At 71.6% G+C, this 18,293-nt stretch carries 10 protein-coding genes; 3 read left to right on the forward strand and 7 right to left on the reverse strand.

What is annotated here, in order from left to right:
- The first annotated feature begins 330 nt into the window (after positions 1-330).
- Complete coding sequence (locus ABZZ74_RS35480; RefSeq protein ID WP_356772101.1) at positions 331-1,572, forward strand: PP2C family protein-serine/threonine phosphatase; 1,242 nt, start codon at positions 331-333, stop codon at positions 1,570-1,572.
- 356 nt (positions 1,573-1,928) lie between these two features.
- Here ABZZ74_RS35480 and ABZZ74_RS35485 read toward each other — a convergent pair whose 3' ends face one another.
- From ABZZ74_RS35485 to ABZZ74_RS35505, 5 genes are all read right to left on the reverse strand, one after another.
- Positions 1,929-3,578: a hypothetical protein gene (locus tag ABZZ74_RS35485; protein ID WP_356772103.1), complete on the reverse strand. Its 1,650-nt coding sequence runs from the start codon at positions 3,576-3,578 to the stop codon at positions 1,929-1,931.
- A gap of 144 nt (positions 3,579-3,722) precedes the next feature.
- Positions 3,723-5,072, reverse strand: coding sequence for a hypothetical protein (locus tag ABZZ74_RS35490; RefSeq protein WP_356772105.1), 1,350 nt, complete (start codon positions 5,070-5,072; stop codon positions 3,723-3,725).
- Between the two features lie 141 nt (positions 5,073-5,213).
- Positions 5,214-10,115, reverse strand: a complete 4,902-nt coding sequence (locus ABZZ74_RS35495; protein ID WP_356772107.1) for a DNA repair ATPase — start codon at positions 10,113-10,115, stop codon at positions 5,214-5,216.
- A gap of 94 nt (positions 10,116-10,209) precedes the next feature.
- Entirely contained in the window at positions 10,210-12,288 is a 2,079-nt protein-coding gene (locus ABZZ74_RS35500) for a flotillin family protein (RefSeq protein ID WP_356772109.1), read from the reverse strand.
- A gap of 59 nt (positions 12,289-12,347) precedes the next feature.
- Positions 12,348-12,980, reverse strand: a complete 633-nt coding sequence (locus ABZZ74_RS35505) for a hypothetical protein (protein WP_356772111.1) — start codon at positions 12,978-12,980, stop codon at positions 12,348-12,350.
- A 194-nt stretch (positions 12,981-13,174) separates the two neighbouring features.
- Between ABZZ74_RS35505 and ABZZ74_RS35510 the strand changes: the two genes are divergently transcribed.
- Positions 13,175-14,233: a helix-turn-helix domain-containing protein gene (locus ABZZ74_RS35510; protein ID WP_356772113.1), complete on the forward strand. Its 1,059-nt coding sequence runs from the start codon at positions 13,175-13,177 to the stop codon at positions 14,231-14,233.
- A 6-nt stretch (positions 14,234-14,239) separates the two neighbouring features.
- Here the strand turns inward: ABZZ74_RS35510 and ABZZ74_RS35515 are convergent, their stop codons facing one another.
- Complete coding sequence (locus tag ABZZ74_RS35515; protein ID WP_356772115.1) at positions 14,240-15,010, reverse strand: TIGR03943 family protein; 771 nt, start codon at positions 15,008-15,010, stop codon at positions 14,240-14,242.
- Positions 15,007-16,197 carry a permease gene (locus tag ABZZ74_RS35520; RefSeq protein ID WP_356772117.1) on the reverse strand — a complete coding sequence of 397 codons (1,191 nt, stop codon included), beginning with the start codon at positions 16,195-16,197 and terminating at the stop codon, positions 15,007-15,009. The genes ABZZ74_RS35515 and ABZZ74_RS35520 overlap by 4 nt, the downstream gene beginning before the upstream one ends.
- 173 nt (positions 16,198-16,370) lie before the next feature.
- Here ABZZ74_RS35520 and ABZZ74_RS35525 point away from each other — a divergent pair, with 173 nt between their 5' ends.
- Positions 16,371-18,287 (forward strand): NAD(P)-binding protein, encoded by a 1,917-nt coding sequence (locus ABZZ74_RS35525; RefSeq protein ID WP_356772216.1) that lies wholly within the window; start codon positions 16,371-16,373, stop codon positions 18,285-18,287.
- Positions 18,288-18,293 lie beyond the last annotated feature (6 nt).

The raw sequence follows: 18,293 nt of genomic DNA on the forward strand, positions 1-18,293 counted from the left end.
GCCGGCAACCACGCGTCCCTGCGGCTGCACCACCCATCCCCCCAGACCGCACGACTCCTCGCCGACACCGGCTCCGATCGCGTGCTCCTGTGACGGCTGTGGGAGAGACATGGTGCACAGCGGTACGGAGAGCCACCTTTTCTGATCATGTGTGACATGCCGTTCTCTGGAGTAATGGGCTGTTCGGGGTGACCGGCCGCGTCACTCTGTGCGGGTTGATCACGGTCGTGTCAGGAGCCCGTGTGTCGGTGCGGGCGCGGGACTCGCGGCACGAGGTGAGCACGGACACGGTCATCGATGCTTTGACGACGCCGGTGCGGGGGTGCGGTTGTGACGGAAGGCGAGCGCCGACCTGACGAGGTCATGCTGGACCGGTCGGAAGGGTTCGGTGAGCGGCTGCTGGGGGTCCTGCTGGACCGAGCACACGAGATGCCGCCGCAGCTGATCGCCCCGCTGATCGCGGAAGAGGTGGCCAGGGTCGGCGGCCACGACGTCTCGATCCTGTTGCAGGACTACGGCCAGCTGGTGTTGGTGCCGCTGTCAGGTCGGCGGCTGATGGTCGGCGAGCCCGAGCCGATCGACGACTCTCCCGCCGGCACGGCCTTTCTGCAAGCGACCACTGTCGAGGTGCCGGGGGCCGACGGCGTCCGGATGTACCTGCCGTTGCTGGACGGCAGCGACCAGGTGGGCGTGATGGCCCTCACCCTGGACACCGTCGATGACAACGACCGGCGGCTGCTGCGCAGACTCGCCGGCCTGGTCGCCGACATGCTGGTCACCAAGCACAGCTACACCGATCAGTTCTTCCGCGCCCGGCGCCGTGAACCGATGAGCGTGGCCGCGGAGATCCAGTGGTCCCTGCTGCCACCGTTGGCAATGGCCGTCCCGCAGGTCGCGGTGGCCGGAATCCTGGAGCCCGCCTACGACGTAGCGGGAGACAGCTTCGACTACGCCCTCAACGAGGACATCCTGCACGTGGCCATGGTCGATGCGATGGGCCATGGCCTGGACGCAGCCACGATGGCGACCGTCGCCGTCGGGGCCTACCGGCACGCCAGACGTGCCGACATCGGTCTGTCCGAGATCTACGCGTTCATGGACCGGGCCATCGCCGAGCAGTTCGGGCCCGACCACTTCGTCACCGCCCAGATGATGCGTCTGAACATCGTGACGGGCCACCTGCAATGGGTCAACGCGGGCCACCCCGCACCGCTGCTGATCCGCGACCACCGGGTCGTCCGGCAACTGGCAGGCCCTACCACCCTGCCCGTCGGCTTCGGCGGTGAAGAGCCTCGGATCAGCGGGCAGATGCTCCAACGCGGCGACCGGGTGCTGTGCTTCACCGACGGCCTGATCGAAGAACACGAAGCCGGCGAAGAACAGTTCGGCGAAGAACAACTCATCCACTGGGTCAATCGCATCGAACACACAACGAAGGGGGTACGAGCGGTGGTGCGCTCACTCTCCCACGCTCTGAAGGAGCAACGGGGCGGCCGCACCACCGACGACGCGACCCTCTTCCTGATCGAATGGCGCGGGGGCGGCGCCGACCACCTCGTGCTCCTGGAGTGAGCCGACAACCGCCCGGCGAAGACAGGGCCGACGCCACAGGGACCCGCTGCCTGACTGCGTCCGCGTTTTTTGCGGCGTCGCATCGTGGTCCTTGTGACTGCGCTGGGCCTCCTCGCCGTCCGCTGGTCCCACCGCACCGGTCGCCGCCCCCTCCGATGACGAACGACACCCTCTACGCCGCGGAAGCACAGCCGCTGGGAGCCGTTTGGGAGCCCCGGCTCCCGCCTCCTGATCATCATGCGCGCTCGCCACCGAAGGCCGGGCCGGCGACGGGACGTACCCCCCGCGGCCCGGCCTCAAGGTGGCCGGTGGGGCCGTAGCTGAGGAGCGTTGCCGGCTCGCTCAGGCGGCCGGTGCTACTTGGCGGCCTGGGTGGTGATCTCCCAGGTGGTGTTGTCGCCGTGCTGCTGGGTCCAGAACAGCCGCCAGCCGTCGCGGAACAGTGTCGGCACCTTGGCGCCGAGGATGCCGTGCGTGCCCGGGTCGCCGTCGGAAGCGTGGATGCCGGTGATCTCGTTGTCACCGTCGTTCTGGATACCGCCGTTCACCGAGGACAGCATGTTGTCCAGGGTCGCCGAGGGGTCGCGGCCCTCGGCCAGGAAGCGCACCGGCTGGGCACCGCCCGAGTAGTCGGTGGTCGTGGCGAAGACGTACCCGGAGTCCAGGGCACTGCGCTGGGTGTGCACCGTGTCGCTGGCGTCCTCGACGAAGGCGACGTGCGTGCGGTCGAGGAAGGTGACGTTGTCGATGCCGGTGTGCGCCTGGTCTCCGGTGTAGAAGACGCTGAGCTTGCCGTTGTCGGAGCGGGGGTCGCTCTGGGTGAGCTTGTAGAGGGTGCCCCAGCCGCCGTAGCCGTCGTTGGCGGTGCTGGTGGTGTTGGTGTCGCCGGTGGCGTCGAAGTAGAACTCGCGGAAGTCCGTGCCCGGGCGGAACTGGCCGTTCTCCGGACGCTTGAACGGGGTGGCCTTGGCCGCCTTCGCCAGGGCGTTCGCGTCGAACGCCTTGCCGCTGGTGTCGGTCTTGGTGTCGTGGATGGTCACCCAGTGGGTGCTCAGGGCCGGGCCGTAGTTGGTCAGGTCCTTCTCGTCGTCGGTGAACGCTCCGCCGGTGGGGTGCGCGCTGTCGACGCCCTGGTACGCGATGGGCGAGCCGCTGCGGCGGGAGACCACCTGCAGAGCCTGGAGCCTGCCGCCCTTGGTGAGGTCGTGCTTGTCGTAGGGGATCAGCCGGTAGACGAAGCTGTTGGGGATCTTCGCCTTGGTGGCGACCGTGGCTCCGCCGCTGTCCTCGACCAGCCAGATGTTGCCGGCGGAGTCGTTCTGCACGCCCTCGTAGCCGGCCCGCCCGGTGACGGAGGAGATGTCCTCGACCTTCGAGTCGATGTCCGGGGTGGCCTGGAGCACGGCGCCCTCGGCCCCCTCCTCGGAGGTGAACAGCAGCCGCTTGGCCCAGGGGTCCCAGGTGGAGCCGTCGATGGCGGGAATACTCGTGCCGTCGGTCTCCTTGGTGGCCAGCAGGGTCACGCGGTGGGCCTGGTCGGCGTCGAGATTGACGCGGGTGATGTACCCGGCCTCGCCGCCCTCGTGGCCCTGGAAGAGGAAGTGCTTGCCGTACGGGTACGACGGGTCGGCGCCGTGCAGGCCGGACATCCGCAAGTAGGTGTTCTTGTCGGGCTCGGTCTTGCTCGCCTCGATCTTCACACCCGGGGCCTGCTTGACGGCGGGGTCGGGCAGCAGCGTGCCGTCGCCGAGGTAGCCGTAGTACGGGACCTGGCCGGTCGGGTTCTCCAGCGTCAGGGAACCCTGCGCCACGGGGTGCTCGGCGAGTCCGGGCGACAGGACGTTCGGGGCGGTGACGCCGCGGGCGTCGGTGACCGCCGGCACCGACGACCACGCCGCGACGCCACCACTGGCGTCGGCCGCACCGGCGGACAGCGCGAGGCCGATCCCGATCGCACCCGTCGCCACCGCTGTCGCGACGACGCTGACACGTCTCTTCTTGACCATGTGTGCACACCTTCCAGATGGGCGGGGGCACACAGTCAAAACACAGCCATCGTCACAGGATGGCTGGATCGGTGTCTCTCCGATTGCCGATTCGTGAACGTTGTGCGGTCTTGCCCGGTAAGGAAGGTCCGGCGGGATCTCGTGTCAGGCCGTCGGGTTCAGTACCACCCTCGTCGTGTTGTTCTTCGGCTTGGGGTCGAAGTTCGCGGACGTGTCCGAGTGGGGGTGGACCGTGACGTGGCCCGTTGCGTTGGGGACCAGGCGGTCGATGTGGAGTTTGAAGGGGAAGGCGACCTTCAGGTTCGGCTTGGCCCAGAGGGGGAGCGTGCAGGCGTAGTGGCCGATCGTCGGGTCGTCGCCGGACGTCGAGGTGAGGTGGCAAGTGCTGGGGACCGACGTGGCGGTCGTGCCTTCGGGGAGGTAGTAGTCGATCACCGCCACCGGGTCGCCCGAGGCGACGTTGCCGACCCAGGCCGGGCCGTGGTTGACGAAGCGGAATCCGGCGGTGACCGTGTCGCCGGCGGCGCCCGTCGCCACGGTGCCGTGGACGGCGAAGTCGGCCGTGTTGTCGGCGTTGATGTGCCAGGAGCGGCTGTTGTCCGAGGTGTCGAGGTCGGCGGTGTCGCCGGCCGGCTCGACCTCGTAGTCGAAGCGCTCGTACAGGGCGTGGCGGGTCAGGGTGAGGCGGAGGGGCTCGGCGAGGTCCACCGTCGCGCCCGGGGGCACCTCCGTGTTGAAGGAGCAGGTCGCGACCGTCATCGGCGTGTACTCGCCGTTCGGGTCCGGCTCCGTGTAGGTGCACTGCGGATAGCGGGTGGTGACGTCCAGGCCGTACGTGGCGTACATGTGCACCGTGAAGCCGTGTGCTGTCTCGTTGCCTGTGTTGGTCACGGCGAACGGCACGGTGAGCGTGGTTCCGGGTGCCACGTCGGTGACGTCCTGCTGCGCCGGGATGCCCAGGTCGGGGCCGGAGCCGACCGTGACGAAGGTTTCCGCCGAGCCCTCCGGCGCGGTGAGCGTGCCGTCGGGGCCGCCGGTCGCCGTGGCCGAGTACTCGATCGCGCCCTGTGCGCCGACCGCGGCGCCCGCCGCGGCCCGTACCCTCAGCTGCACCTGCGCGCTGTAGCGGGTCGGCACGTTCCCGGTGTCGCACACGGCGACGGTGCCCGCGTCGTTCGGGGTGCAGTTGTCGGGCCAGGACACGTCCGCGATCCCGGCGAGCCCGGAGACGTCGACCGTCAGCCGGCCGTCGGTCACGGTGAAGTCGCCGTTGTCGTGGTAGAGGCCGAGCGCCAGCGAACGGTACTGCGCCGTGCCGCCGTCCGGCGCGACGGTGACGGACTGATCGTACGGAGCCTGGATCCACAGCTGGTCGGACTGCGGTGTGTCGTCGGCGACCGCGACCCCGCTCCCCAGACCGGCGACGACCAGCGCGCCCGCGGCTGCGGCACACGCCCCGCGGCGCACCATGCGCCCGACGGAGACAGGACTCATGACATCCCCCAAGACATCCCCAGATGGGACAGAGACGGACTCACTCCGGCGCACTGAATCGGCGTCGGACGCGAATTGGACGGTTTGGAGAGGGAAAAGGTTGTCTGCGGAGATCGTTTTTTACCGTTCTCTTGAGAGACGTCACTCTCGTCTCAGGACCGGCTCCCCCGCCGACCTGATCGCCGCCTCCACCGCCCCCATGCGTTCCGCCAGCAGGCCCAGTGCCGCGACCGCGCGGGTGAGTGCGTCCGTGTCCGGGCCGCCGAGCGTCTGGGTGCGGATGTGGGTCTTCTTCAACTCCGCCCAGCGGTAGGCCTGTTCAGGCGTCAGAGTGCCTCGCAGTTCCGCCAGCTTGAGCAGGTTCGCCTCCGCGTCCGTCGTCAGGGTCTGCGCCTCGGCGCGGTAGTGGTCGTCCACGACGGCGGACAGCTCCTCGGTGTTCATGGAGGGGCGGATGCGCTGGGCGATGCGGTTGAGGTTGCGGTAGGAGCCCTGGAGGTGGAAGGGGGGTTCCGTGCGGGTCGTGGCGGGCCGGGTCGCCGAGGAGATGTACGTCGCGTTGACCGCCAGCACCGTGTCGCGGGCCGTCAGCACGTGGCGCAGGACCGCGAGGATCTGCGTCAGTTCCGCGGGGGCACAGGGGTGGGTGAGGCGGTCGGGGTGCGCCGTGGGGTCGTTCTCGGCCAGGCGGAGCAGAAGGTCGAGGTCCGCGCGGTCGCGGCCCGCGAGCGGGGACAGGACCGGGTTGGACGTCAGCGCGTTCTCGACGAAGCTGAGGGCGAAGGTCTTCTCCTTGCCCGTCAGTACGTCGCCCAGGTTCCACACGTCGGCCCGGTTGGCCAGCATGTCCGGGACGCGGAAGCCCGTGCCGGACTCGGTGTAGGGGTTGCCGGTCATGCAGACGGCGAAGCGTTTGCCGCGCAGGTCGTAGGTGCGGGGCTCGCCGGACCGGACGCCCTCCATCCGGCGCGTGCTGTCGCACAACGGGACGAATTTCTGGAGGAGTTCGGGGCTCGTGTGCTGGATGTCGTCGAGGTGGAGGAGGGTGTTGTTGCCCGCGGCCAGGGCGAAGTTGATCTTCTCGACCTCCTGGCGGGCGGCCGCGTTCGGGGCCTCGGCCGGGTCCAGGGACGTGACGGACCGGCCCAGCGCCGGGCCGTCGACCTTGACCATGAGCAGGCCCAGACGGTCGGCGACATACTCCATCAGCGTCGTCTTGCCGTAACCCGGCGGGGAGATGAGCAGGAGCAGGCCGCCGGTCGGGGGGCGGCCGTCGGGACCGGTCGTGCCCAGTTGCCCGGCCAGGCTCTCGCCGATCAGGGGCAGGTAGACCTCGTCCACCAGGCGGTTGCGGACGAACGTCGTCATGACCCGGGGGCGGTGGTCGTCCAGGCGGACGCGGGCGCGTTCGGCGGTCAGCAAGGCGGTGCGGCGGCGCTGGTAGGCGCGGTGGCCGGGGACCGACCGGGTTCTGAACTCCTCGGTGCGGTGCAGGAATTCGTCGACACGGAGGGCGAGGGTGCCGGCCGTGACGCGGGGATGGGTGCCCAGGAGGCCGGTGACCGTCTCCCGTACCGGGGCGTCGGACTCGTAGCGCGGCAGGTCGGGGCAGAGTTCCGCGGCCACCGCCTCCGCCAGGTCGCCGGCCGGCAGGTCGGCGTGTCCGCCGGCCGTGGCGTACGACGACAGCCATGCCTCCACCAGTTGGCGACGGGCGGTGAGGTCGGCGAGGGCGGTCAGGTCGTCGTCGTAGGCCGAAGTGCCCGCCGAGCGGCGGAACTTGTCCAGGAACTCGCGGGTGGTCGCGCTGATGACAAAGCCCTCGGGGCCCGTCGTCAGCTCCTCGAAGAGGTAACGCGCCGCGGCCTCGTCGCCCACCGCCGCCGTCCACTCGGTGTGGAAGGCAGCGGTCGCGGGGGTCGGGCCGAAGGTCTCCTGGGCCCGGGAGAGCGAGCGGGCTCGGCGGGTCCAGTCGGCGCGGGATTCCGGGGTGGTGCCGTGCGCCCAGAAGAGCTGGGCCGCGGCACGGGCGGCGGGCTGGTGGCGGAGCAGGCCGGCGGAGGCGTGCAGGCGGAGGAGGGTGGTGAGGATGGCGGTCGCGTCATGGTCGTGGACGCCGCGTTCGTAGCCCTCGTCGTACGACTCCTCGGCCGCGCGGCGGACCAGCGGTGCGAGGTCGGTGCCGGTCAGCGCGGTGGCACCGTGCTCGTGCAGGAGGCGGGCGGCGAGGTGTTCGGCGCGGTAGACCTCGGGGGATTCCGAGGGCAGCGGGCGGTCCCAGTAGGGGCGGGTGGCCGCGAAGTCGGGGTCGGTGACCGGGGCGCGGTAGTCGGTGCCGGTGATGGCGAGGGCCAGACCGTCGGTGCCGTCCGGGACCAGGGTGAGGGCCGGGGGCTCGGTGGTGACGGTGAAACGGTGGCTGCCCAGGCGCAGGGTGCGGCCGGCGTCGGCGTACAGGTCGCTGCGGTCGCGCAGGGCGCGGGCGGCCTCCTGGCGGGCGGCGGTGAGGCGTCCGGTCAGTTCCTCGGCGCGGGTGCGGTCGCCGAGGGCGCGCAGGGCGTCGGCGGTGCGCTGGACCTTGGTGACCATCAGGTCGGAGGCGAAGTACGCGCCGATCGCCTCGGCGTCGGGGAGGGTGGCGGCGCGGCGGGTCACCGTCTCCAGGACGCGGTGGGCCGAGACGGTCAACTGCTCGGCCCGGCGGGCTTGTTCGTCGGTGAGGGTCTGTTTGCGGGCGGCGAGGGTCTCGTGGATCTCGGTGCGCTTGTCGGCCAGTTGGGCGAGGAAGTCGTCGAAGTCCGCGAAACGGGCTTCCAGGTCCTCCAACTGGACCAGCAAGCGGGTGAGTTGTGTGTCGCAGGACTCCGGGTCGGGGGTCGCGGCGAGGGAGCCGGTTACCGACTGGGCGAGCAGCGCCAGCTCCGCGGCGAACTCCGCCCGGCCCTCGCTCCCCCGGAGTTCACGGCGGCGGGCGTCCAGCACCGCCCGGGCGCGGTTGACGCCGCCCAGCACCTCGGCGACTCGCTGAAGGACGGACGTACGGACCGTGGCGTCGGCGATGTCCAGGCCGGTCACGACGTCGGTGACCGTGCGCAGCTGCTCGGCCAGGTCGTCGAGGCGGGCCGCGAGGGGTGCCGCGCCGGCCGCTGTCGTGAGGGCCTCGGCCTCGGCGAGCAGGGCCTCGATGTCCGTGTGACAGCCGGCGAAGGCGTCCTCGCGGGCCAGCGCGGCGACCGCCCTCTGACCGAACCCGGCGAGGTCGGCCTCTACGTCGGCCGCGAGGGCGTCGATACGGGCGGTGTCCGCGTACCGCATCTCCTTCAGGGTGAGCAACCGGCCCTGTGCGCGACGGAGTTCGGTCAGCCCTCCGGCCCAGCCGGCGGCGTCGCGCGGAGCCTCGCCGCGCAGGCGGCGGACGAGGGCGGTGACCCGGTCGGCCGCCTCCGTCAGCGCGTCGGCGGCCCGGCGGGTCAGCTCCCGGACGGTCGCGAACTCGGCCAGCACCTGCTCGGCCGTGTCCCGTACGTCGTCCAACGGCGCGCGGAGATCGCCGAGTTCGGGGTCGCCGAGCCAGTGGTGGGTGTCGGCCGCCCGGACACAGGCGGCGACCAGCGCCTCGTACACCTCGGTCGTGGGGGTCATCTCGGCTGCCGCCGCCGTGAGGGACAGACAGTCGGAGATGCCCCGGACGAGGTCGGCGTTGCCGACGCGGGCCAGCGGGCCGGGGCCGGCGGGGCGGGCGGCGGCGTACGTGTCGGAGACGTACGGCGAGCTCCACAGCTGCACGGGGTGCACGCGCGCGGGCTCGTCCGAGTCGCCGCGCAGGACCACCAGCGCGCCGTCCTCGAACAAGGCCCAGCCGTGGCAGGGCAGTGGGGTCGCCACCTCCTGGCGGACCAGGTTGTACGACAGCAGCAGGCCGCGCCCGCTCACCCGCGCGTGGTACGCGAACAGGACGTCCTCGCCGTTCGGCGAGCGCACCGTCCGCTCGAACTCCAGATCACTGGAGTCCACGCCGTCGAAGGTCTTGTACGCGCCGGTGGCCAGGCAGTATCCGCCCGGGAAGACGATGCCCTGGTCCTCGGGCAGCCGACGGCAGGACCGGCCGATGCCGTCGAGGCGGACGACCGTCCTGGTCAACGTGTTGAAGACCAGGTGGCGGTGGGTGTCCTCCTTGTAGGGGCGCACGCGCAGCAGGATCAGGGCGCCCACGCGCGCGTAGGCGATCTCGGCGTCGGCGAGGGACTGCAACGGCTCGTCGACCGGCTCGCTGTGGACGCCCTCTGCGGTCTCGGTGTCGTTCTCGACCTTCACGGTGAGGGTGCCGCCGGAGGTGCCGACGAACACCGCGTCCTGAACGGAGACATGCGGGTGGCGGCCGAGGACGTGGTCCTCGCGGGTCGTCTCCGTCCAGGTGAAGTCATGGGCGGGCGGCAGGACATGGTCGCGTTCGCCGCGCGCGTCGAGGAAGGAGACCCGGCCGTCGGTGGCGAGCGCCCAGCGCAGGACCCGGATGTCGTCCGCCTGCTCGCCGATGCGGAACACGGCGAGCAACCTGCCCTCCGCGTGCCGCAGTTGGAGCAGCCGCGCGTCCCGGTAGTAGCGGTGCAGCTCGGTGAACTCCCGTACGAAGGCCGGGTCGTCGAGCAGTCCCGGCACCGCGTTCTCGGGCAGGCGGTTCAGGTCGCGGTCGTAGAGGGCGAGGACGTCGGCGACCGTCGTCTCCGGCGTGTGGCCGGGGGGCGGGGCGCAGCCGAGGAGCAGGGCGTCCCCCACGGCGACGAGGTCGCGGGGCAGCCGGCTCTGCTCGGTGCCCAGAGCGGCGGTGCCGGTGAGCTCCAGGCGGGTGGAGCCGAACTCCTCGATCCGCCGTGCGTTCAACACCTCGGCCCGGCGGCCGAGTTCGGCCGCCCGGTCGGCGAGTCGGTCGCGCAGGATTTCGTACGTGCCGTCGCGCGGACCGTCCGGCGACACGGCCGCCGTACGGGTACTGCCGGCTTTGTTGATGGTGCCGGTGACACCGGTGTCCTGGCCGGTGGTCATGGATGCCTCTCAACGGGTCGGAAAGGGCCCGGAGCCGCCGTCCCCTGTGCGGCGGCTCCGGAACCGTCGGCGGATCGGAGCCCGGCGCGGGCCGTCAGGCCCTGACGCTGCCGTTCAGAGCGGCCAGCGGAGTGTCCGCCAGACCCAACTCCCCTGCCCGGTCAAGCAGTTGCCGCAGCGCTCCGGCCTCCGAGCCGCCCGTCTTCATGAGCTTCATCAGCAGGGCCGAGACGGTGAGGTTCTGTACGTCGGCCGTGGAGACCGAGCCCAAAACGCCGGCCAGGTCGTCGGTGAAGCTGCCGGTGCCGTCCAGCCAGGGCCGGGCGAGCGCCTGTGCCGTCTCGGAGTTGCGCACGAAGCCGTCGACGCCCTTGCCGAGCCCGACCGCGGAGACCAGCCGGTCGAAGAAGACGGAGTCCCCGCCGACGATGTCGATGTCGGCGTGCTCCAGGCCCGTCGCCAGGACCGTGGCCTGCGCCTCGGCGACCTGCCGCTGCACGTCGAGGCCGGCCAGCCGGACCTCCTTCTCCGCCTGGAGCCGCAGCCGATACTCCTCGTGCCCGCGCGAGGCGTCGTCCAGCGCGGCCATCGCCGCCGCCTTCTCGGTCAGGCCCTCCGCCTCCGCCTTCAGCTTCTCGCCGATCGCCGTCGCCTCGGCCAGCGCCTTGGCCCGCGCGCCCTCCGCCTCGGCCCGCAGCAGCGCCCCGGTGCCCTCCGCCTCCGCGCGCATCCGCGCCTCGGTGGCCACGGCCTGAGCGCGCCCGGCCTTCTCGGTGACCTCGGCCTCCTTGTCGCGGACCTGCACGGCCGCGAGCCCCTCGGCGGCGGCCTCCGCCTGCACGCCCTCCGCGAGCCGCAGCTTGGCCCGGGCGTCTAGGTCGGCCGACTTCAACCGGGCCTCGGCGAGGGTGAGTTGCTCGGCCGCCCGGTGTTTGGCCGCGGACTCGGCCGCCTCGGCGGCCTTGATGTCCTTGACGAGCTTCTCCTGCGCCTCGGCCTCCGCGGCGATGATCACCGACTGCCGCTCCCGCTCGGCCTCCTCGACCACGCGCAGTTTCTTGATGGCCTCCTCCTGCTCGGCCACCGTACGGTCCACCGCGATCCGCTCCCGGACCACGTCCGCGACCTCGCGGCGTTCGGCCTCGACCTCCTTGTCCTTGGCGATCTGCGACAGCGAGGTCTCCCGTTCACGGGCGATGACCTCCAGCAGCCGGTCCTTCTCGATGCGCTCGTTCTCCACGGCGATGACCCGCTCGCGGTTCTTCTGCGCGACGGCGATCTCGCGGGCCTGGTTCTCGCGCTGGACGCCGAGTTGCTCCTCGGTGCGCAGGAACGCGGTCTGCGCGCCCAGGCGTTCCTCCTCCTGCACCTTCGCGGTGACGGCCTCCTCCTTGGCCCGCAGCGTCTCGACCTCTCTGCGCTGCCTGATCTCGGCCTCGGCCTGCCGGCGCTCCAGCTCCAGGATGGTCTCCCGGGCCTCCACGTCCTGCCGGGTGATCTCCTTCTGCTCGGTGCGCTGGTACTCGTTGGTGCGCACGTGCTCGAGGGTCGTCAGCTCGGTGATCTTCCGGATGCCCTGCGCGTCCAGGATGTTCGCCGCGTCCAGCTGGGTCAGCGGCGTCTGCTCCAGGAAGTCGATGGCGGCGTCGTCGAGGTGGTAGCCGTTGAGGTCGGTGCCGATGACCTGGATGATCCGGTCCCGGAACTCCTCGCGCTTGGTGTAGAGGTCGACGAAGTCCAGCTGTTTGCCGACCGTCTTGAGGGCCTCGGAGAACTTCGCGGCGAAGAAGTCCTGGATCGCCGCCGGGTCGCTCGCGGTGTGCGTGCCGATGGCCTGGGCGACCTTGATGACGTCCTCGACGGTCTTGTTGACCCGCACGAAGAAGCTGATGTGGATGTCGGCGCGGATGTTGTCCCGGCAGATCAGGCCCTCGCGGCCGGTGCGGCGGATCTCGATGGTCTTCACCGAGATGTCCATGTACTCGGCCTTGTGCACCACCGGCAGCACGACCGCCCCGGTGAAGGTGACGTCCACCTTCTTCGTCTTGGAGATGATCAGCGCCCGGCCCTGCTCCACCTTGCGGAACAGTCGGCCGACCACCAGCAACAGGGTGAGCGCGATGAGCAGCACGACGGCGACGAGCACGCCGATGCCCACGGAGATGGCGTTCATGACATGAGCCTCTTGGGTCCTGTGGAGGAGAGAAGGGTGAAGCGCGGCGGTGCCGGTGTTCAGCCGGAGTCGGGGCGCGGGTCGAGCGCGCTGTCGTAGGGCGCGACCCAGAAGAACTCGCCCACGTCGTCGTAGGCGTAGAGCAGGGCGGTGCTGCCGCTGGTGAGGGCGTTGCCCACGCGCCTGGCGTCCTCGCCCGTCTGGCGCACCTGGACCACCGCGCTGGAGCCGTCCGCCGCCCGGACCTCGGCCTGTCCGAAGGTGCCGTCCACCCGTCCCGTGCGGACGGTGCAGACCAGGCCGACGAAGTCCTGCCGGGAGGGGCCGGGCGTGTCGGGGAAGAGGTGACGCAGGGGCCGTACCAGCAGCCGGGTCGTCCACCAGGCGGCGACCACCGCGCCGGCCAGGACCGCGGCCCTGGCAGCGGCGCGGGCGAGCCCGTTCGGCGCGAGCGGATCGAGCAGCACCGTCGCGCTCAGGCTGACGAACCAGGCGATCGCGGTGAGCAGCGAGAAGGCGACCGTCACCGGTACGCCGCCCATCCCCCAGGCCTCGACGTTCCGGTGCCCGTGGAAGCCGTGGTGGTCGGCCGCCCCGAGGGCCGCCAGCAGCCAGAAGACGACGACCACGGCGAGGGCCGAGGTGAACAGGATGGTGGGAAACCCCGCGGCGGCCGCGAGAAACGCCCGCATGATCCCGACCCCCCGTCCAGGGTCCCGATGCCGAAGTCCGGCACCGGGACCGCCCGTTGTGCTCCCCTGGCGCTCATGGTGCGCGCGTCGCGCGCCCCCGCGCATTGCCGGTTTCCGGCAGTGTTCACTAGGGTTTCGATGCCGGGCAGGCGCTAAGAAAGCGTTACCGGCGCGTCAGGAAAACGGGGGACGAAGTGGCGGAGCACGCGATACCCGACCACTATCTGGACGGGTATGCCCAACTGCTGGCCGACGTCTCCGCGAGCGGCCGGCGGCTGACCCGGGACGAGCTGGAGGCCCGGCGGGCTCTCGGCGAACAGGCCGCGGAGGCCGGACACGGGCTGCGCGCCCTGGTCAACGCCCACCTCGCCGCCACCCGCGCCGCCTGGCCCCGCAACCCCGGCTCGGCCGACAGCATCCTGGCCGCCGTACAACAGGTCGTCGACGCCTTCGCCGAAGGCTACGAACGCGCCCAACTGCTCGCCGTGCGGCGGGAGGAGGCGGCCCGCCGCGAGTTCATCGACGACCTCCTCTACGGCCGCAGCGACCTGGGCCGGCTCGCCGAGCGCGCCGAACGCTTCGGCCTGCGCCTCTCGCACACCCACGCCGTCGCGGTGGCCGAGGGCCCGACGGCGTACGACGAGGCGGCGCCGGTCCCCCGCCGCGTGGAACGCTCCCTCAACTCCCGCTTCGGCGAGCGCAACATCCTGTTCACCACCAAGGACGGCCGGATGCTGTGCGTCGCGCCCGGCGACCAGGACGAGATCATCACCCACTTCGCGCGGCAGGCGTACGCCGCCACCGACGGCGGCCGGGTCGCCGTCGGCCGGGCGCAGCACGGGGTCGGCGGGATCGTCCAGTCCTACGAGGAGGCCCTCAACACCCTCGAACTGGCCCAGCGGCTCGACCTGGAGGACCCGGTGCTGTACGCCGCGGACCTGCTCGTCTACCCCGTCCTCACCCGCGACCGGCAGGCCATGGCCGACCTGGTCCAGGACGCCCTGGGCCCCCTCACCACCGCCCGCGGCGGCGCCGAGCCCCTGCTCGCCACCCTCAGCGCCTACTTCGACTCCGGCTGCGTGGCCGCGGAGGCCGCGCGCCGTCTGTCGCTGAGCGTGCGGGCGCTGACGTACAGGCTCGAACGCATCCACAAACTCACCGGCGCCGACCCGGCCGACCCCGCGCACCGGTACATGCTGCAGACGGCGGTGATCGGTGCGCGGCTGCTGGGGTGGCCGGGCCAGGAGCTGTGAGCGCGGCTACTGGTTCCAGCTCTCGTCGTACGGGTCCGACGGCGTCGGTACCGGTTTGGCCGACGTGATCTTCAAGTACGGGATCGGGCGGTTGTTCACCGGGTCCTTGATCTGCTGGGTGGTGTAAGTGCCGGTCACCTCCAGCCACTTGTCCGGCTCCAGGACCGGCGGGACCTTGCCGGTCAGGGCGATCTTGACCGGCTGGGCGTCCGCGGCGCAGCAGTTGAGGGCCATGCGGACCAGGTAGGGGGCGCCCGCGTGGTCCAGGGCGACGAAGCCGGTCACATGGATCTGGCGGCCGGCTATGGAGCGTCCGTGGTCGTAGACGGCGCGGCCCGCGTAGTCGACCACGGTGAGGTTCAGCGGGCCGGTCGCGGGCAGCTTGTTGTAGCCGTACGGCTGCTGCAGGGCCGTACCGGTGCGCATCGCGCTGTACGAGCCGAGGGCCGGCGGGGCGACGAGGATGAGGGCGAGGAGGGGGAGGACCAGGAGCCAGGAGATGCGCGGTTCGCGGTGCGTGTGCTCGTGGTCGTGGGCGTCTTCCGGCGTGTGCTCATGGTCATCGCCGTGGTCGTGGGTTTCCGTTGCCTTGGGCTTGCGGCCCCGCCACTCGTACCAGACCGTCGCCAGCGAGGCGAGGATCAGGATCGCTCCCGACGCCAGCAGCAGGGGTTGCAGGCCCGCCTTGACGTAGCGCAGATAGAGGTTGGTGAGGCCGGCGTGGAGCAGGGCCGCGCCGGTCAGGAACAGGATCGCCGCCTGGGCCTGCCGGTTCACAGGAGCACCGCCCCGGTCAGGACCGCGCCGACGATCGCCAGGGCGAAGGTGGCGGGCGCGAACCGCAGGGCGAAGCCGCGGCCGAAGGTGCCGGCCTGCATCGCGAACAGCTTGAGGTCGATCATCGGTCCCACCACCAGGAACGCGAGTTTGGCCGTCAGGGAGAACTGGGTCAGCGAGGCCGCCACGAACGCGTCCGCCTCCGAGCAGATCGACAGCAGCACGGCGAGGACGGCGAGGGCGAGGATCGCGACCAGGGGGTTCTCCGCGGCCGTGCGCAGCCAGCTCGCCGGGGCCAGTGCCTTCAGCGTCGCCGCGGCCATCGCGCCGACGACCAGGAAGCCGCCCGCGTGCATCACGTCGTGCCGCACCGAGTTCCAGAAGGCGGCGCCCTTGCTGGGGCCCTCGTAGTGCGAACGCTCCGGTGTGCGCAGCCAGTCCGTGCGGCCGAGGCGCTGCCACAACCAGCCCATCACGCAGGACACCAGCAGGCTGGCGAGGAACCGGGCGAGGACCATCTCGGGGTTGCGGGGGAAGGCCACCGCGGTCGCCGTCAGCACGATCGGGTTGATCGCCGGGGCGGAGAGCAGGAAGGCGAGCGCCGCGGCCGGGGTCACGCCCCTGCGTACCAGCGCTCCGGCCACCGGGACCGACGCGCACTCGCAGCCCGGCAGCATGGCACCCGCCATTCCGGCCACCGGCACCGCCAGCGCCGGGCGGCTCGGCAGCGCGCGGGCGAAGAACGACGCCGGCACGAACACCGCGATCGCCGCCGAGAGCAGCACACCGAGCACCAGGAAGGGCAGCGCCTGCACCAGCACGGCCACGAACACCGTCATCCAGCTCTGCATCACCGGCGCGGACAGCGCCCCACGGATGGGGCCCTGCAACAGCACCACGGAGAGCAGCAGCAGCGTGAGGACCAGGGGCGACTTCGAGTCGGCGGGCTTCGCGTCAGCGGCCTTTGCGTCGGGCGACTGCGCGTCGGCGGGCTTCGTGTCCGGTGACTTCGGGTCGGCGAGTCGCTCGTCCGCAGAGCTCGCACCCCCAGGCCTCGCGTCCGCGGGCCGCGCGTCCGGTGACTTCGGATCGAACGGCTTCGGGTCGGCGGGCTTCGGCCGCGTCTGTGTCGGTGGAGCCGGGGCGTGGCTGTTCGGCCCTCTGGGGGCTTCTTCGGTGATGGCCACGGGCGAGGTACCTCCGGTGCTGCGGCAGGGCGCTGGTTCCCTCCCCTTCACTACGGGGGGAGGACGGTGAACGTTCAGTGGCTGCTGGAACCACCTGTCTCTTTGGGGCAGTCTTTGACCTCGTGGGGAGCGTTCCGAGTCAAGGTGTGCCGAGTGGTGATCCCTCCGGGCACATGGTGGTGTGCGGCGACGACGGCCTGGCACACCGCCTGGCCGCCGAACTGCGCGGTGTGTACGGCGAACAGGTCACGCTCGTCGTGCCGCCCTCCGAGCGGAGTGTGCGCCCGCCGGTGGTGGGGCGGGCCCGGGCGACCACGGCGGCGCTGCTCGACCGGGTGAGCGCGGCGGTCAACCGCGCGGGCGGCAACGGTGAGCCCGTCGCCGGCGCCCCCGTCATGGAGGCCCCCGAGCCGAACGAGGCGGTGCTCGCCGCCGCCGGCGTCGAACGGGCCGCCGCGCTGGCGCTCGTGTACGACGACGACGAGACCAACATCCGCGCCGCGCTCACCGCCCGCCGTCTCAACCCCCGGCTGCGGCTCGTGCTGCGCCTGTACAACCGACGGCTCGGCCAGCACATCGAGGAACTCCTCGACCAGGCGGCCGCGTTGGCCGCGGGCGACGGCGACGGAGCCGGCGTCGACGCCTCCACGACCGTGCTCTCCGACGCCGACACGGCCGCGCCGGCGCTGGTCGCCACCGCCGTCGCCGGCACCAGCAAGGTCGTACAGACGGACGGGCTGCTGCTGCGGGCGGTGGAGCGGACGCCGCGGCCGGGGCAGGTGGCCGAGCCGGGGCTGGCCACGCTCGCGGTGCTGTCCCCGACCGGCAACGGCTCGGGCGTCCCGGAGGGCTCCGGACCCGGCGACGAGGGGCCGTCCCTGCTGCCCGACGCGGAGGCGGTGCGCGGCGCGACCGGGCGCGGGACGGTCGTCCTGGAACAGGTCTCCTACGCCGGCCCCTCGCTGCCGCCGGCGCGCGGTGCCGTGCCGTTCGCCTCGCTGTTCTCGCGCCGGCTGCGGTGGTCGCTGGCCGGGATGGTCGCCTGCGTGGTCGCGCTCGCGGTCGCCCTGTGGCTGGTGACCGGGATCCATCCGCTGAAGGCCTTCTATCTGACGCTGCTCGATCTGTTCGCCATCGACGACCCGGCCATCGGCGCCTCCGTGGGGAGACAGATTCTCCAACTCCTCTCCGGACTGGTCGGGTTGCTGCTGCTGCCGGTGCTGCTGGCCGCGGTGCTCGAGGCGCTGGGCACCTTCCGGAGCGCCTCCGCGCTGCGCAAGCCGCCTCGGGGGATGGGCGGTCATGTCGTCCTCCTCGGGCTCGGCAAGATCGGTACGCGCGTGTTGACGCGGCTGCGGGAACTGAGCATCCCCGTGGTCTGCGTGGAGTCCGATCCCGAGGCGCGGGGGCTGGCCACGGCCCGGCGGCTGCGGGTGCCGGTGGTGCTCGGGGACGTCACACAGGAGGGGGTGCTGGAGGCCGCGAAGATCCATCGGGCGCATGCGCTGCTCGCGGTGACCAGCGCCGACACGACGAATCTGGAGGCCGCGCTGTACGCGCGGTCCGTGCGGCCGGATCTGCGGGTGGTGCTGCGGCTGTACGACGACGACTTCTCCACGGCCGTGTACCGGACGCTCAGGGCCGCCCATCCCCGGGCGTCCACCCGGAGCCGGAGCGTGTCGCACCTGGCGGCTCCCGCGTTCGCCGGGGCGATGATGGGGCGGCAGATCCTGGGCGCCATTCCGGTGGAGCGGCGGGTGCTGCTGTTCGCCGCGGTGGAGGTGGCCGGGCATCCACAGCTGGAGGGGAAGACCGTCGCGGAGGCGTTCCGGGCGGGTTCCTGGCGAGTGCTGGCGCTGGACACGGGTGCTTCCGCCGGGCGGCGGGAGGAGTCGGCCGCGGAGGAGGCGTACGAGGACGGGCGGAACTCGGGGCTGGTGTGGGACCTGCCCGACGCGTATGTGCTCAGCGGGACGGACCGGGTGGTCCTCGCGGCCACGCGGCGGGGGTTGGCGGAACTGCTGGGCCGCCGTCCCCCGGAGCGAGCGGTGCCGGGGGCCACCGCCCCCGGACGCCCGCTCCGGCCGTGAACGGAC

Origin of the sequence: Streptomyces sp. NPDC006476 (assembly GCF_040612015.1) — a bacterium.
Taxonomy (GTDB): Bacteria; Actinomycetota; Actinomycetes; order Streptomycetales; family Streptomycetaceae; genus Streptomyces; species Streptomyces griseorubiginosus_B.

Excerpts from the sequence above, each read along its gene's own strand:
- ABZZ74_RS35505 (WP_356772111.1), bottom strand. The coding sequence starts at position 12,980 with ATGCGGGCGTTTCTCGCGGCCGCCGCGGGGTTTCCCACCATCCTGTTC.
- ABZZ74_RS35495 (WP_356772107.1), bottom strand. The coding sequence starts at position 10,115 with ATGACCACCGGCCAGGACACCGGTGTCACCGGCACCATCAACAAAGCC.
- ABZZ74_RS35500 (WP_356772109.1), bottom strand. The coding sequence starts at position 12,288 with ATGAACGCCATCTCCGTGGGCATCGGCGTGCTCGTCGCCGTCGTGCTG.
- ABZZ74_RS35490 (WP_356772105.1), bottom strand. The coding sequence starts at position 5,072 with ATGAGTCCTGTCTCCGTCGGGCGCATGGTGCGCCGCGGGGCGTGTGCC.
- ABZZ74_RS35485 (WP_356772103.1), bottom strand. The coding sequence starts at position 3,578 with ATGGTCAAGAAGAGACGTGTCAGCGTCGTCGCGACAGCGGTGGCGACG.
- ABZZ74_RS35525 (WP_356772216.1), top strand. The coding sequence starts at position 16,371 with ATGGTGGTGTGCGGCGACGACGGCCTGGCACACCGCCTGGCCGCCGAA.